This window comes from Pseudomonas sp. SWRI22, from assembly GCF_014268395.2.
GTDB lineage: Bacteria > Pseudomonadota > Gammaproteobacteria > Pseudomonadales > Pseudomonadaceae > Aquipseudomonas > Aquipseudomonas paracarnis.
In genome coordinates, this window is sequence record NZ_JABWQK020000001.1 from 2,200,933 (window position 1) to 2,216,637 (window position 15,705).

At 62.0% G+C, this 15,705-nt stretch carries 11 protein-coding genes; 5 read left to right on the forward strand and 6 right to left on the reverse strand.

All coding sequences use genetic code 11. The features are described from left to right. Positions 1 to 107: 107 nt before the first annotated feature. The 4 genes from HU730_RS09805 to HU730_RS09820 all read right to left on the reverse strand — a co-directional run bounded on the left by HU730_RS09805 (position 108) and on the right by HU730_RS09820 (position 6,637). Positions 108 to 3,251 (reverse strand): CusA/CzcA family heavy metal efflux RND transporter, encoded by a 3,144-nt coding sequence (locus tag HU730_RS09805; protein WP_186526982.1) that lies wholly within the window; start codon positions 3,249 to 3,251, stop codon positions 108 to 110. Between the two features lie 18 nt (positions 3,252 to 3,269). Further along, on the reverse strand, positions 3,270 to 4,376 hold the full coding sequence (locus HU730_RS09810; RefSeq protein ID WP_054897168.1) for an efflux RND transporter periplasmic adaptor subunit: 1,107 nt from the start codon (positions 4,374 to 4,376) through the stop codon (positions 3,270 to 3,272). Between the two features lie 19 nt (positions 4,377 to 4,395). Next, on the reverse strand, positions 4,396 to 5,622 hold the full coding sequence (locus tag HU730_RS09815) for a TolC family protein (RefSeq protein ID WP_186526983.1): 1,227 nt from the start codon (positions 5,620 to 5,622) through the stop codon (positions 4,396 to 4,398). A 109-nt stretch (positions 5,623 to 5,731) separates the two neighbouring features. Then, positions 5,732 to 6,637 carry a cation diffusion facilitator family transporter gene (locus HU730_RS09820; protein ID WP_186526984.1) on the reverse strand — a complete coding sequence of 302 codons (906 nt, stop codon included), beginning with the start codon at positions 6,635 to 6,637 and terminating at the stop codon, positions 5,732 to 5,734. A gap of 217 nt (positions 6,638 to 6,854) precedes the next feature. Here HU730_RS09820 and HU730_RS09825 point away from each other — a divergent pair, with 217 nt between their 5' ends. After that, positions 6,855 to 8,225, forward strand: coding sequence for a gluconate:H+ symporter (locus HU730_RS09825; RefSeq protein ID WP_089041416.1), 1,371 nt, complete (start codon positions 6,855 to 6,857; stop codon positions 8,223 to 8,225). A gap of 4 nt (positions 8,226 to 8,229) precedes the next feature. Here the strand turns inward: HU730_RS09825 and HU730_RS09830 are convergent, their stop codons facing one another. Beyond that, a complete protein-coding gene (locus HU730_RS09830; RefSeq protein ID WP_186526985.1) occupies positions 8,230 to 9,519 on the reverse strand; it encodes an MFS transporter in 1,290 nt (429 codons plus the stop codon). A gap of 186 nt (positions 9,520 to 9,705) precedes the next feature. Between HU730_RS09830 and HU730_RS09835 the strand changes: the two genes are divergently transcribed. The 4 genes from HU730_RS09835 to HU730_RS09850 all read left to right on the forward strand — a co-directional run bounded on the left by HU730_RS09835 (position 9,706) and on the right by HU730_RS09850 (position 14,972). After that, positions 9,706 to 11,124, forward strand: a complete 1,419-nt coding sequence (locus HU730_RS09835; RefSeq protein WP_003188294.1) for a TIGR00366 family protein — start codon at positions 9,706 to 9,708, stop codon at positions 11,122 to 11,124. A 198-nt stretch (positions 11,125 to 11,322) separates the two neighbouring features. Continuing rightward, positions 11,323 to 13,023, forward strand: a complete 1,701-nt coding sequence (gene acpA / locus HU730_RS09840) for an acid phosphatase (protein ID WP_186526986.1) — start codon at positions 11,323 to 11,325, stop codon at positions 13,021 to 13,023. A 119-nt stretch (positions 13,024 to 13,142) separates the two neighbouring features. Then, positions 13,143 to 14,312 (forward strand): hypothetical protein, encoded by a 1,170-nt coding sequence (locus tag HU730_RS09845; protein ID WP_186526987.1) that lies wholly within the window; start codon positions 13,143 to 13,145, stop codon positions 14,310 to 14,312. A 135-nt stretch (positions 14,313 to 14,447) separates the two neighbouring features. Then, positions 14,448 to 14,972 (forward strand): SET domain-containing protein-lysine N-methyltransferase, encoded by a 525-nt coding sequence (locus HU730_RS09850; RefSeq protein ID WP_072434125.1) that lies wholly within the window; start codon positions 14,448 to 14,450, stop codon positions 14,970 to 14,972. Here HU730_RS09850 and can read toward each other — a convergent pair. Beyond that, positions 14,969 to 15,613, reverse strand: a complete 645-nt coding sequence (can, locus tag HU730_RS09855; protein WP_003188288.1) for a carbonate dehydratase — start codon at positions 15,611 to 15,613, stop codon at positions 14,969 to 14,971. The genes HU730_RS09850 and can overlap by 4 nt on opposite strands. Positions 15,614 to 15,705: the final 92 nt, after the last annotated feature.

Genomic DNA, 15,705 nt, shown 5'->3' on the forward strand with positions numbered 1-15,705 from the left:
CAACGATAACGCGTGTTTCCTGAATAAACGCGGCGCCTGTGGGTTTTTCGCGAGCAAGCTCGCTCCTACAGAGGGTAAGCCCGCACATTGCGGCGTTTTCACGGTTGTCAGGCGGGCTCTTCTTCGCGGCGATGAGCCCACTGATACAACGCCGGCAGCACCAGCAAGGTCAGCAAGGTCGAAGAAATAATCCCGCCAATCACCACCGTCGCCAATGGACGCTGCACTTCGGCGCCGGTGCCGGTGGCGAGTGCCATGGGGATAAACCCGAGGGACGCCACCAGCGCGGTCATCAGTACCGGGCGCAAGCGGGTCAACGCGCCTTCGTGGATCGCCACCGATAACGAGCGGCCTTCCTCGCGCAGGTTTCGGATGAAGGCGATCATCACCAGGCCATTAAGCACCGCGACGCCCGACAAGGCGATAAAGCCCACACCCGCCGAAATCGACAGCGGAATATCACGCAGCCACAAGGCCATGATCCCGCCGGTGAGCGCGAAGGGGATGCCGGTAAACACCAGCAGGCCGTCCTTGAGGTTGTTGAACATCATGAACAGCAACCCGAACACCAACAGCAACGCTACCGGCACCACGATGCGCAAGCGTTCGGAAGCCTCCTTCAACTGTTCGAACTGGCCGCCCCAGGTGGTCCAGTAACCGGCAGGGACTTTCACCTGGGTAGTGATGGCGGCTTCGGCCTCCTCGACAAACGAGCCGATATCGCGCCCGCGCACGTTGGCGCTGACGATCACCAGGCGCTTGCCGTTCTCGCGGCTGATCTGGTTGGGGCCCAGCACCAGGTCGAGGCTGGCAACCTGGGACAAGGCGATAAAGCCCAGCTGCCCCGAGGTACTACTCGCCAGCGCCGGCACCGGGATCAACAGCCGTGACAAGCCGTCGATATCGGTGCGCAACGTGTCGGACAAGCGCACCACCATGTCAAAACGCCGATCACCCTCGTACAGCGTACCGGCCTGGCGCCCACCGACAGCGACGGCGATGGTGTCCTGCACATCACCCACATTCAGGCCGAAGCGAGCGGCCTTGTCGCGGTCGATATTGATGGTCAGCACCGGCAGGCCGGAGGTCTGTTCCACCTTCACTTCCGAGGCGCCGTTGAGCTTCTGCAAGGTCTCGGCGATTTCCCCGGCAGTCTGGTTGAGCACCGCCATATCATCGCCGAACACCTTCACCGCCACATCGCTGCGCACTCCGGAAATCAGCTCGTTGAAGCGCAACTGGATCGGCTGCGAGAGCTCATACACGCTGCCCGGCACAATCGCGCTGGCCCGTTGGATATCGGCGATGATTGCCTCGCGGGACTTCTTCGGGTTCGGCCATTGGTCCTTGGGTTTGAGCATCACGTAGCTGTCGGAAATATTCGGCGGCATCGGGTCGGAGGCGATTTCCGCCGTACCGGTGCGCGCAAACACCCGCTCGATTTCCGGCACTTGGGCCAGTAAGGTTTTTTCCAGTTGCTGCTGCATCTGCACTGATTGGGTCAGGCTGGTGCCAGGCACACGCAGCGCCTGTTGGGCAAAGTCACCTTCGCTGAGGCTGGGGATAAATTCACTGCCCATGCGGCTGGCGACCAACCCCGACACAACGATGGTCAGTGCGGCCAGGCCGAACACCAGGGGCCGACGCACCATCACCCAGTTGAGCACCGGGTCATACACCCGACGCGCACTGCGCATGACGAAGTTTTCTTCTTCCTTGACCTTGCCGGTGACGAACAACGCAATCGCCGCCGGTACGAAGGTCACCGACAAAATCATCGCGCCGAGCAAGGCAATCACCACGGTGAATGCCATGGGGTGGAACATCTTCCCGGCCACGCCCGTGAGAGCGAAGATCGGCAGGTACACCACCATGATGATCAACTGCCCGAAGATCAGCGCGCGTCGTGCCTCCTTGGCCGCGGCGAACACTTCGTGCAGGCGTTCACTGCGGGTCAGCAACCGGCCGTGGCGCTGCTGTGCGTGGGCCAGACGGCGGATGGCGTTCTCGACGATCACCACCGCACCGTCAACGATAATGCCGAAGTCCAGCGCGCCCAGGCTCATCAGGTTGGCGCTGACTTTGTTGGTGAACATGCCGGTGAAGGTGAACAGCATCGCCAGCGGAATCACCATCGCAGTGATCAGCGCTGCACGGATATTACCCAGGAACAGAAACAACACCGCCACCACCAGCAACGCACCTTCGAAGAGGTTTTTCTTCACCGTGGCGATGGCTTTTTCCACCAGGTTGGTGCGGTCGTAAACAGTGACCGCCACCACGCCTTCGGGCAGCGAGCGGTTGATCTCCTCAAGCTTTTTCGCCACCGCCTGGGACACGCTGCGGCTGTTCTCGCCGATCAACATGAACACCGTGCCCAGCACCACCTCACGGCCATTTTCGGTGGCGGCGCCGGTACGCAGCTCACGACCAATGTCGACCTGGGCCACATTGCGCACGCGGATCGGTGTGCCGTCCGAGGTGGTGATGACAATGTTGGCGATGTCGTCGATAGACGCCACCTGGCCAGGCGCGCGGATCAACAACTGTTCGCCGCTGCGCTCGATATAGCCGGCGCCGACGTTGGCGTTGTTGCGCTCCAGCGCCGTGACCAAATCGTTGAGGGTCAGGTTGTAAGCGGCCAGGCGCTTGGGGTCTGGCGCAATCTGATATTCCTTGGCGAAGCCGCCGATGGTATTGATCTCGGCCACGCCTGGCACGTTGCGCAGTTGCGGTTTGATGATCCAGTCCTGGATCACCCGCAGGTCGGTGGGTGTGTAGGGCGTGCCGTCATCTTTGCGCACACCGTCCTCGGCTTCGACGGTCCACAGGAAAATTTCCCCAAGGCCAGTGGAAATCGGCCCCATCGCGGTTTCGATGCCGTCAGGCAATTGCTCACGGGCCACTTGCAGGCGTTCGTTGACCAGTTGGCGGGCAAAGAACAGGTCGGTGCCGTCCTTGAAGATCACCGTGACCTGGGACAAACCGGAACGCGACAGCGATCGCGTCTGCTGCAGGCCCGGTAGGCCGGCCATGGCGGTTTCGATGGGAAAGGTGACGCGCTGCTCGGTTTCCAGCGGCGAAAAACCGGCCGCCGCCGAGTTGATCTGCACCTGTACGTTGGTGATGTCAGGCACTGCGTCGATGGGCAGTTTCTGATAGCTGGCGATGCCGACACCGGCCATCAACAGCACCGCCAGCAACACGATGATGCGCTGCTCGATGGCGAATTGGATAAGGCGCTCAAACATGGGGAATCACTCGCAGGATCAATGGGCGTGTTCGGCCGAGCCTTTGCCCAGTTCGGACTTGAGGATGAAGCTGCCAGCCGTCGCCACCTGCGCGCCGGCCTCCAGGCCTTTGCGCACTTCGACGTAGCCGTTTTCACTGACGCCCAGTTCAAGATGGCGGGTGATAAAGCCGTCCTCGGTACGCACAAACACCGAGGGTTTGTCCTCGACGGTCTGGACAGCGGTTTGCGGCACGGTGACCTTGGCCTGGTAGGTGTCGGTGGCCACTTGCACGGCCACAAACAAGCCCGGGCGCCAGGCGTCGTCAGGGTTGGGGACCGTTACGCGCACGGTGGCGGTGCGCGTCTGCTCACCGAGCAAGTTGCCCACATAGGCCACGGTGCCCAGCACTTCGGTGCCCATTTCCGTCGAGCTGACTTTCACCGGTTTGCCCACGCGAACCTTGTTCAAGTCCTTGGGAAATACGCCGAAGGTGACCCACACCTGGGACAGATCCGAGAGGGTAAAGGCATTGCTGGTTTCACTGACCACCTCGCCCACCCCCAGGTGTTTTTCCACCACCACACCGGCGAAGGGCGCACGCAGTTCATAACGATTGCCGCCGGCCAGTACCGCGCTGCCGCTGAGCGCAGTCATTTTTTGCCGCGCATTGTTCAGGGCGATTTCGGCTTCTTGCAGAGTTTGCCGCGCCAGCAGGTAATCCTGTTCGGCAGAAATTTTGTCCTGCCACAACTGACGCTCGCGCTGGAAGGTGGTGCGCGCCAGTTCGACTCGGCGCTCGCTGGCGGCCAATTCGCTGCGCTGGTCGGAAATCTGCTGGCTGGCGATCACCGCCAACAGCTCACCCTTCTTCACCGACTGGCCCAGGTTGACCTTCACCGCCTCCACCACGCCTGCCGCACGGGGCACGATATGGGAGGTACGGTCTTCATCAAAACGCACTTCGCCCGGCAGCGTCAGCACGGTACTGATGGCACGCGGTTGCGCCTGGGCCAACTGGATGCCGGCGGCTTGAATCTGCTGCTCGGTGAGTTCGAGCTTGCCTTCTTCTTCCTCGGCGTGGGCGAAGCCGGAAAGCATCAGGCCCAAGGCGACGGCGAGCGCCATGCCATGTTTTTTGTTCATCAGGAGACTCCAGGAAAAATCAAAAGCGGGCGAGGTCGCCGTAAATGCGTTCGATGCGTACCCAGGCCTCGGTGGCCTGGGCGGTGGCGGCAAGGTATTGGGTGCGGGCCGCGATCAAGGTGCGCTGGGCGTCGAGCACGTCGAGGAAGTTGAACTTGCCCATCTCGAAGCCACGGGTGGCGCTGTCTACCGCACTTTGTGCGGCGGGCAGGATCTGCTGGTTGAACGCGCGCACTTCGGTGTTCGCGGTTTGCCACAGGTCCAGGGCCTGGCGGGTTTCGGTGCGCAGGCGCAGTTCGGCGGCGTTGCGCAGGTCGCGGGCCTGGTCGGCGCGTCGGGTGGCCGCGAGGATGTTGCCCTGGTTGCGGTTGAACAGCGGGATCGGCATCGACACGCCCACCAGGTTCACCCGTTCGCGCACACTGGCGTCGTATTGGCTGCCGATCGACACGTCCAGGTCAGGAATGCGCTGGGCTTTTTCCAGGCCCACGCTGGCTTCCTTCTGCACAATGCTGAGTTCGGCCAGGCGCAATTCGGCAGTTTGCTCAACGCGTGCCAGCAATGGCGCGGCGGCGGGTAACGCCGGTACCGAGGTGCTTGGCGTGGCGACGGCCTGGAAGTCGGTGGCGGCGCTGCCGGTACTGGTGGCGAGGCGACGGTAGGCGTCAGTGAGGCCAATCTGTGCGCGGTTCAATTCCAGACGGATTTCCGACACCTGCACCTGGGCGCGAGTGGCTTCCACCGGCGACGACTTGCCAGCGGTGACGCGCCCATTGGCGACCACTAGCCCGCGCTCGGCAAGCGTCATGGAGCGTTGCGCCAGGTCAAGGCGTTCCTGGGCGCGCAGGGCGCCGTAGTAGCTGTCGATGACCTCGGCACGCAACTGGTTGCGACGCTGCTCCAGGGTCAGCGCGGCGGCATCCTGGGCGCGGGTGGCCACCTCAATGCGTGCACCGCGCTTGCCGCCCAGTTCAAGGGTCTGGCTGAGTTTGATGCTGGTGGTGCGGCTGTTGCGGCGGGTGTCTTCGGCGTCCCAGGAGGCCACCGGATTGGGGATCAAGCCGGCCTGTTGGCGGCCGCCTTGGGCGATGTCGATTTCCCATTGTGCGGCCGCCAGGTCCGGGTTGTTGGCGAAGGCGGTTTGCAAGGCTGCATCGAGGGTGAGGGGTTGTGCCTGGGCGGCGTTTGCGGATATCCACACTACCAGTGCCGCCGCCCCCAACAGTGTTCTAACGAAAATTGCCATAACGAGAGTTCCACGCCCATGAAGTCGCTGAGGTTTCCCAGCGGGGGCAATGTAGCTTTCGGTACTTATCAGGGCCGTGGGCGAAAGATTACAAATCCGTTAGCCAGGCTCAGGCATGCACTTCGTCGTGATCGTCATGTTGAAAACCCTCGCCCTCGACCTGGATCGTGGCATGGGAAATATCGAATTGTTCGTGCAGTAATTCCGTCACTTGGCTGAGGATCTGTTGCTCGCTGCCTTGGGACGCATCCGCGACCAGATGCGTACTCAGCACGTTCTTGCCACTGGTGAGGGCCCAGATATGCAGGTCGTGCACGTCCCTGACCCCCGGCACGCTGCGGATGGCCTGCTCCACCTGTTCGATGTCCACACCCTCCGGCACACCTTGCAGCAGGATGTTCATGCTCGCCTTAAGCAACGTCCAGGTGCGCGGCAATACCCAAAAGCCGATGGCGGCCGCGACCACGGAGTCAACCCAACCCCAGCCAGTGAACATGATCACCAGCGCGGCAATGATCACGCCGACGGAGCCCAGCATGTCGCTCCAGACTTCCAGGTAGGCGCCCTTGACGTTAAGGCTCTCGCCACTGGCAGCGCTGAGCAGGCGCATGGAGATCAGGTTGACCACCAGCCCCAGCAGCGCAATCACCAGCATGCCGGTGGACTGGATCTCGGCGGGCGCCTGCAGCCGTTGGTAAGCCTCGTACAAGATGTAGAACGCCACGGCGAACAGCAGTAATGCATTGAAGGCGGCCGCCAGGATCTCGAACCGCGCATAACCAAAGGTGCGCTTGCGGTCTGCCGGGCGCTTGGCGACCTGGATCGCCACCAGGGAAATCGCCAGGGCCAGGGCGTCGGTCATCATGTGCGCCGCGTCCGACAACAGCGCCAGGCTGCCGGTGATAAAAGCGCCGATGACTTCGGCCAGCATGAAGCTGCCGGTCAGCCCCAGGGCGATCCATAACTTGCGTTCGTGGCCGGCGCGTACTTGGGCGTGGCTGTGTCCTGCGCTCATGAAATGTCCTCGTGGGTTGGGATGGGGCGGATCATAGAGCTATAGGCCAGATCCACTGGCATGGTTTGCAAAATTGTCATCTGAGCGCCAGAGGGTCGTTAGCTTCGGGCGCACCAAAATCGTTCATGCACGCGTTGGGGAAGATGTATCAGGTATGCTTTTCGGGCCGAAACAAAAAGAAACATATTAGCCAACCTGCTCGATAAGGAGTCCCGTCTTGGAGTTATCGACTGCCGCGTGGATGGTTCACGACACCCGCCTCATGCTCTGCGTGCTGTTGGCGATCGCCAGCATCATTGTGCTAATCAGCGCGACCAAACTGCCGCCCTTCCTGTCGATTCTGATCGGCACCTTTATCGCCGGGGTCGGCGCCGGCCTGCCACCGGAAGAAGTGGCAAAGGCTTTCAGCAAAGGCGCCGGGACGATTCTCGGGGAAGCCGGGATCATCATTGCCCTGGGTGCGATGCTCGGCGCGCTGATGGCCGAATCCGGTGCGGCCGACCGTATTGCCACCACGTTGCTCGGGCTGGGTAAAGGCAAGTCATTGCCCTGGGTGATGGCGTTGGTCGCCATGGTGATCGGCCTGCCGCTGTTCTTCGAAGTGGGCTTGGTGATGATGGTGCCGATCATCTTTGTGATGGCCAAGCGTTCGAACCAGCCATTGCTGAAGATCGCCATCCCTGCACTGGCGGGCATGACCACCTTGCATGCCTTGATGCCACCTCACCCTGGGCCGCTGATTGCCGTAGGCGCATTGCACGCCGACCTGGGCCTGACCATGTTGCTGGGCTTTTGCCTGGCGGTGCCGGCCGTGATCCTGGCCGGGCCGCTGTATGGCAACTGGCTGTCCAAGCGCCTGCACGTGGAGGAACCGGCCGATATCGGCGCCTTGTTCAGCGCACCGCCCAAGGCCCCGCGCCAGCCGAGCTTCGGTGTGTCGCTGCTGATCATTCTGTTGCCGGTAATCCTGATGCTCGGCAGCACCTTGGCTAAAGTCGCGTTGGCGCCGGAAAGCACCCTAGCCCTGACCTTGAAGTTCCTCGGTGAACCGCTGGTCGCCCTCGGCCTGGCCGTAATCGCCGCGGTCGTCTGCCTGGGTTGGGCGGCGGGCATGCCACGCGCCGACGTCGGCAACACCCTGCGCAAAGCCCTGGCGCCCATCGCCGTACTGCTGCTGACCATCGGCGCCGGCGGCGGCCTCAAGCAGACCCTGCTGGACGCCGGCGTCAGCCAGACCATCAGCAAAGTCGCCGAAGGCGCGCACATGCCCTACCTGCTGCTGGCCTGGCTGATCGCCGTGGCCCTGCGCCAGGCCACCGGCTCGGCCACCGTCGCCACCACCACGACCGCCGGCATCCTCGCGCCGATGATGGCCGGGTTGGCGGCAACGCAAAGCTCATTGGTCGCCCTTGCGATTGGCGCCGGCTCGGTGTTCTTCTGCCACGTCAACGACGCCGGGTTCTGGATGGTGCGTGAGTACTTTGGCTTGCAGTTGAAACAGACGATCTGGGTGTGGTCGGTGTTGCAGACGATTGTTTCGGTGGTCGGGTTAGTGGGTACCTTGTTGCTCTGGCACTTCCTGACCTGACCCCTCAGGCGGCCAAGGTGTGGCGCTTGCCAAATAGCGCCACACTCGCTACCCCAACCGCCCCCATCACCACGCAATACCCCACGCAGATCCACGGGCTGGTCGGCATCAGCGCGATCAACAACAACGGTGTAGTACTTGCCCAGAGTGCGTAGGCAATGTTGTAGGTGAAGGAAATGCCGGATACCCGCACCGGCGCCGGAAACAGCCCGACCATCACCGACGGCACCGCGCCCACCACGCCGCAACTCAGGCCCGCCACGGCATACGCCGCGCCGAGCCACACGCCGCCGGCGATCAGGCTGGCGTACAGCAGCGCAATGCCCACCGGCAGCAACAGGCTGTAGACCAATACCGCGCGCCACGCGCCGATGCGGTCCACCAGCAGGCCGGCGAGGACGCAGCCGATATTCAGGAAGACGATGCCCAGGGCACTCAGAGCGAAGGTGTGGCTGGGGCTCATGCCGAAGGTTTTCTGCATCATGGTCGGGGTGATGACCACCAGCACCACCACGGCAGACGTCAGCACGCAGGTGAGGATCATCGCCGGCAGCAGCACGGCGCGATGGTCGCGCAGCACGGTGCGCAAGGGCATTTCGGCAGCGGCCTGGCGACGCGCCTGCATCTCCAGGAATACCGGGGTTTCACTGAGCCAGCGGCGCAGCCATACGCCGATCACGCCGAATACGCCGCCGAGCAGGAAGGGGAAGCGCCAGGCGTAGTCGAGGATTTCGGCGGGGCTGAAGACTTGCGCCAGCAAGGTGGCGGTTAGCGCCCCCAGCAGGTAACCGAAGGTCAGGCCGGCCTGCAAAAAACCCAAGGCATAGCCACGATGGTGACGCGGCGCGTGCTCGGCGACGAAGGTCCAGGCGCTGGGCACTTCGCCGCCCACCGCTGCGCCTTGCAGCACGCGCAGCGCCAGCAGGATCAGCGGGGCGAAATAGCCGATTTGCGCATAGGTCGGCATGACGCCGATCAGCAGGCAGGGCAAGGCCATCATGAGAATGCTCAGGCTGAAGACGCGCTTGCGTCCCAGGTGGTCGGCAAAGTGCGCCATCAGGATGCCGCCCAATGGACGGGCGAGGTAGCCGGTGACGAAAATGCCGAAACTTTGCAACAGGCGCAGCCACTCGGGCATTTCCGGCGGGAAGAACAGTTGGCTGAGGGTCAGCGCAAAGAACACGAAGATAATGAAGTCGTAGATTTCCAGGGCGCCGCCGAGGGCGGCCAGGCCCAGGGTTTTGTAGTCGGAGCGGGAAAAACGCTGCGCCCGTGGGGAAAAGGTGGCAGTCATGTGCAGGCTCGGCAGACAAACAAAATGGCGTGCAGGTTATGAGCTGAGCCCATTGATGGCAATCGTGACGGATATATTTGTTTTACTCATTGATCGTTGAAGATAACAACATTCCCAAATCAATGGCCGTAGAGGAACATGCCGTAAAACTGCCAAACCCCATAATAACTACAAGAGGAAAGACTCGTGGCCGATGCTATCGAAGACAGCCGCTATGCCCGATTTGCCCTGCGTTGCTCCAACTTCGCCGAGCGCTGGTTTCCTGACTCCTGGGTGTTTGCCGCCCTCGCCGTGATCATCGTCGCCGTCGCGACCCTGGGCATGGGCGCCGCACCGGCCGAAGCGGCCAAGGCATTTGGCGATGGGTTCTGGAGCCTGATCCCGTTCACCATGCAGATGGCCTTTGTGGTGATCGGCGGTTACGTGGTCGCCAGTTCACCGCCGGCAGTGAAGTTGATCGACCGCCTGGCGCGCATTCCCAAGAATGGCCGTTCGGCCGTGGCCTGGGTGGCGTTGATTTCCATGGTGGCTTCATTGCTTAACTGGGGCCTGTCCCTGGTGTTCGGCGGTTTGTTGGTAAGGGCATTGGCCCGACGCACGGACTTGCGCATGGACTACCGCGCCGCTGGCGCTGCGGCGTACCTTGGCCTGGGGGCCGTATGGGCGCTAGGGCTGTCGTCGTCGGCTGCGCAGTTGCAGGCCAACCCGGCCAGCTTGCCGCCGTCGATCCTGTCGATCACTGGGATGATCCCGTTCACCGAGACCATTTTTTTGTGGCAATCCGGCGTGCTGTTGCTGGCGCTGATCGTAGTGTCGCTGATCATCGCCTACGCCACCGCGCCTGGCCCCAACAGCGCCCGGGACGCCAAGGCCTGCGGCATTGACCCGGCCTTCAACCTGCCCAAGCCGCAGGCGCCGACGCGCCCCGGTGAATGGCTGGAACACAGCCCGTTGCTGACGATTCTGCTGGCGTTGCTGGCGGCCGGCTGGCTGTTCCATGAGTTCTCGACCAAGCCGGCGATCAGCGCCATCTCGGGGCTCAATACCTATAACTTCCTGTTCATCATGGTTGGCGCGCTGCTGCACTGGCGCCCGCGCAGCTTCCTCGATGCCGTGGCCCGAGCGGTGCCGACCACCACCGGCGTGCTGATCCAGTTCCCGCTGTACGGCTCGATTGCCGCACTGATGACAGTGGTCAAGGGCGGCGACGGCCAGACCCTGGCGCACCACATCTCGACGTTCTTCACATCCATCGCCTCCCACGACACCTACGCCCTGCTGATGGGTGTGTACTCGGCAGTGCTGGGCTTCTTCATTCCCTCGGGTGGCGGCAAGTGGATCATCGAAGCGCCGTATGTGATGCAAGTGGCCAATGACCTGCAATACCACCTGGGCTGGGCGGTGCAGATCTACAACGCCGCCGAGGCGCTGCCGAACTTGATCAACCCGTTTTATATGTTGCCGTTGCTGGGTGTGTTGGGGCTGAAGGCGCGGGATTTGATTGGGTTTTCGTTTGTGCAGTTGCTGGTGCATACGCCGCTGGTGTTGTTTTTGCTGTGGGCGCTGGGGACGACGTTGAAGTATCTGCCGCCAGTCATGCCATAACGCGGTCGGTGTGGGAGCGGGCTTGCTCGCGAATGCGGTGGATCGTTAATGAATTCGTTGACTGACACCCCGCATTCGCGAGCAAGCCCGCTCCCACAATTTGTTCTGTAGCGCTCTCAAGCCTGTCTTTGTTCCGTCACATTCCATTGCTACCGTCCTGCGAAATATCTTGCAACATCTCGCCAAGGATTCCTCGCAATGAGTGACGAGCACAACGACCACCCTGCCCACGACTGCGCCCCCAAAACGCCGGTAGACACCAGCCGTCGGCGCTTCCTCGGCGGTGCGGCGGTGTTGGGGGTGGGGGCGACCTTGAGTGCCTGCGGCAATACCAGCGAAGCACCGAGCCCACCCGTGGCGCGGCCGCTCACGCCCCAGGAACTGGACAAGGCGCTGCGCGAGCAGGTGAAAACCGTGGTGGTGATTTATGCCGAGAACCGCAGCTTCAACAACCTGTTCGCAGATTTCCCCGGGGTGGAGAAACCGCTGTCGGCGTTAACCGCCAAGGACTTCCAGCAGCGCGACCGCGATGGCAGCGTATTGCCTGCCCTGCCACCGAGCTGGGGCGGTGTGTTGCAGGTCGGCCCACAAACGGTGGACGGGGTGACTTACCCCAGCGAAGTGCAATTCCAGCAAAACCTGCCCAACGCGTCGTTCGCCCTCAAAGGCCCGCAGGGCGAAGACCTGCCATTGAGCCTGGTGACCCGCGACCTATGGCACGTGTTCTACCAGAACCAGATGCAGATCAACGGCGGCAAGAATGATGGTTTTGTCGCCTGGGGCGATTCCGGTGGGCTGGTGATGGGCCATTACGCCCAAAGCCGTTATGCCCTGCGCCTGTGGGACGTGGCCAAGGAGTTTGTGCTGTGCGATAACTTCTTCCAGGGCGCGTTTGGTGGCTCGTTCCTTAACCACCAGTACCTGATCAGCGCCACCGCGCCGTTTTATCCCAATGCTGCGCAGTCAGTGGCCAAGGCGCAGATCGCCACGCTGCAAAGCGATGACCCCAGCGGCACGCGCCTAAAGCCCTTGGACACGTCCCCGGCCAGCGCCATGACCGGCCCGCCACAATTCGGCCCCAGCGCATTGACACCCGATGGTTACGGCGTAAACACCCTGGCCCCACCCTACTGGCCCACCTGGATCCGCGACCCGCAAAACCCGGATTATTCCAAGCCAGACCTGCCCAATGTGCTGGTGCCGCAAACCCACGAGCATATTGGCGACAAGCTGTCGAAGAAGAACATCGACTGGGCCTGGTACGCCGGTGCGTGGCAAGCCACCCTGGAGCAGTTCAAGGACTCCGGCGGCATCCCCAAGATTCCGAATTTCCAGTACCACCACCAGCCGTTCAATTACTTCAAGCAGCAAGGGCCGCAAAACCCGGCAGAACGTGCCAGGCGCCTGCGCGACGGCGGTTTGGGCGATGAGTCAAGCACCAACCGGTTCTTCGCCGACGCCCAGGCCGGCAAGCTGCCCGCCGTGAGTTTCTACAAGCCCCAGGGCAACCTGAACATGCACGCCGGTTATGCCGATGTGGCCTCGGGCGATCGCCATATCGCCCGCGCCTTGAAGGTGCTGCAAGAGAGCCCGCAGTGGAAAAACATGGTTGTGGTAGTGACCGTGGATGAAAACGGCGGCTGGTGGGACCACGTGGCTCCGCCCCAGGGTGACCGCTGGGGCCCGGGCTCGCGGGTTCCGGCGCTGGTGGTGTCACCGTTTGCCCGCAAAGGCACGGTGGACCATACGGTGTACGACACGGCATCGATCCTGCGTTTGATCACCCGGGTGTTCCAGTTGGAAACCCTGGACGGCCTCAAGCAGCGCGATGACGCGATGATCGCGCGCGGCCAGAAACCCATGGGCGATCTGAGCAGTGCCTTGCAGTTCAGCCTGTAGGGGCTTATCCAATAACGACATGCCGGGCGATTTAACACGCGATTTTCCCGGTCAGCCGCTACTGTGTGCAGGTGGGCTTCCATCCCGCGCAGACGGGCTTCGCTGACAAGGAATCGACTATGTTTAAACCGACCAGGCTGTCCTTCACCCTCGCCGTACTACTGGCGAGTGCGGTCGTACAGGCCGACATCGAGGTGCCACTGGGCAACACGCAGCGCGTCACCCAGTTGTTCGCGTACCCCAACAACTGCAATGTGATCTGCTTCCGGCCATGGTCACTGGAGCAGACCGCCGAACACTATTTGAACCAGAGCCTGCAACGTGACGGTTACAGCCGGGCCAAGGTCAGTGTGAAGACCCACGACGGTCAGGTCACGGCGACCTTCAGCGGCGTGCCCGACAGTTACGGCCAGCCACTGACCACGCTGCTCAATACCGCCGACCTGGCTTACCAAGGCGCCAGCCAGCTCAACAGCGATGGCAAATGGGCCTACAACTGGTACCTGTTCCTGCCGTTGGGCATGGCCCTGGAAAACCGCAAAAGCATCGAGCTGTTGCACTTCCCTCCGGATTACTCGCTGACCCAGGCCCAGGATTACCTGGAATCGGCCACCACCGACCGCTGGGCCACCTTGTTAAGCGAAAATGGCGTACCGGCCACGGAAACGCCGGCGTACCAGACCATCATCGATATCGCGCCCATCGCTGCGCCGTCCAATGCCGGCAAAGACCTGGAAACCGTCTACGGGTATTTCACCGACTACCAGACCCGCATGGTCAAGGAACTGAGCCTGCGCCCTGGCGGCGCATTACCCATGGTGGCCTTCGGCGCGCCAGTGCGTAGCTGGATCAAGCAACAATACGGGCAAACCGTGGGCGTGCTGAGCCTGGCGCAGATCAGCCCAGAGCCTGGCAAAACCGTCGCGGTATTGGGCGCCAACCACCCAAGTTACATTTGGTATGCGGCCAGCCCCGACAGCTATGACGGTGATGAACAAAAGGCTGATGACGCCGGTTTGAAAGTGATGGGCCAGGACTTGAGCGCCGCCTGCTGGCAAGCAGGCATGGGCCAGAAACCCGCCAGCGATGCGAACGTATTGCTCAAGGCCTGCCTGAACACTTGGCAAGTCACGCGCAAGGAGCAGACGTGTGAATTGTTCTACACCTCGGTGCGCCACCTGACGCCCGAGCAGGCCAACGCCAAGTGCGCCACAGCGCCTATCAAAGCGCAGTTGAAACTGTTGAGAAATGCCGCTCCGACGCCCACCGTCATAGCCCCCGCGCTTTAAGGCGAAGAAACCGTTTCTACTGTCAACTTTGACAGTAGAAACCGGATCCCACTTCGGCGAATCTAGGGCCGCGCCCATTTGCTGCAAGACTGGCCGTCACACCCGCAGGTCCATGCAGCCCCGCTCAGGAGAGTGATGAAAACTCGAGCCATGGATAAGGCTGAAACGGCTGTGAATGACTGCCTCTATCCCTTCAAGACGCTGCTCGTGGAACAGGGTTACCCCTCGACCGAGCACTTTGAGGTCAAGCAAGAGGCTGAAGGGGTTGCGGCCAGGGTCACGGCGCGCGTGGCCTTTGAGAGTCGCACGCGCATTGCTAAGGTTTCCGGTTATGCCGTGAGCGAACGGCGCCCGTACACGCTGCAACTGTCACCCCGCATCCACTTGTACGATTGTTGGCTCTGCGGCCTGTTACAGCACTCCTGCAACCCGAACGTGTTTCTAGACACGACGTACCTGGAGCTATGGACGGTGCAACCCATCGGCGCCGGCAGCTTGCTGACGCTGGATTACGCCACCACCGAAGACACACTGGCCCGGCAGTTCGCTTGCCATTGCGGCGAGCTGAACTGCCGGGGCTGGATCGCCGGCAGCAAGGAGCCGCTGAACGCCGAAGGCCAGGCCTTCATGGCCTGGTGGCGTGAGCACAAACGACCTTAGGCTTCGCCCAACGGACGCAGGCGGTATTGCGGCGGCAGTTGCTCGAAGCCACTGATGGTGGTGTTCAAACTCTTCCAGCGACCGTCCTTGATGCCATAGATACAGCCATGGATCGACAGGCTCTGCCCGCGATGCCAGGCATTTTGCACAATGCTGGTGTGGCCGACGTTGGCCACCTGCTGGATCACGTTGAGCTCGCACATGCGGTCCACACGCTCTTCTTCGGTCGGCAACTGGGCCAGCACATCGCGGTTTTCGTAGTAAAGGTCGCGAATGGTGCGTAGCCAGCCGTCGATCAGGCCGAACTGGCGGTCCTGCATCGACGCACGCACGCCGCCACAGCCGTAGTGACCGGTGACGAGGATGTGTTTTACCTTGAGCACGTCCACCGCGTACTGGATCACCGACAGGCAGTTGAGGTCAGTGTGCAGCACCACGTTGGCCACGTTGCGATGCACAAACAGATCACCGGGCAACATGCCGACGATCTCGTTGGCCGGTACACGGGCATCGGAGCAGCCGATCCACAGGTATTCCGGGGTCTGCTGGCGGGCGAGCTTGGCGAAGAATTCGGGATCTTCCTGTTTGATCGCGTCCGCCCAGCGTTCGTTGTTATCAAGCAGGTCTTGTAGTTCGTTCATCAGGGAAGCCTCAGGAATGATGCGCAGGTTTGTGACTGACAAGCCCTCGTCCGGGTCACGCCAGGCGCTAATTAGCTTGAATTTTTTGGCTG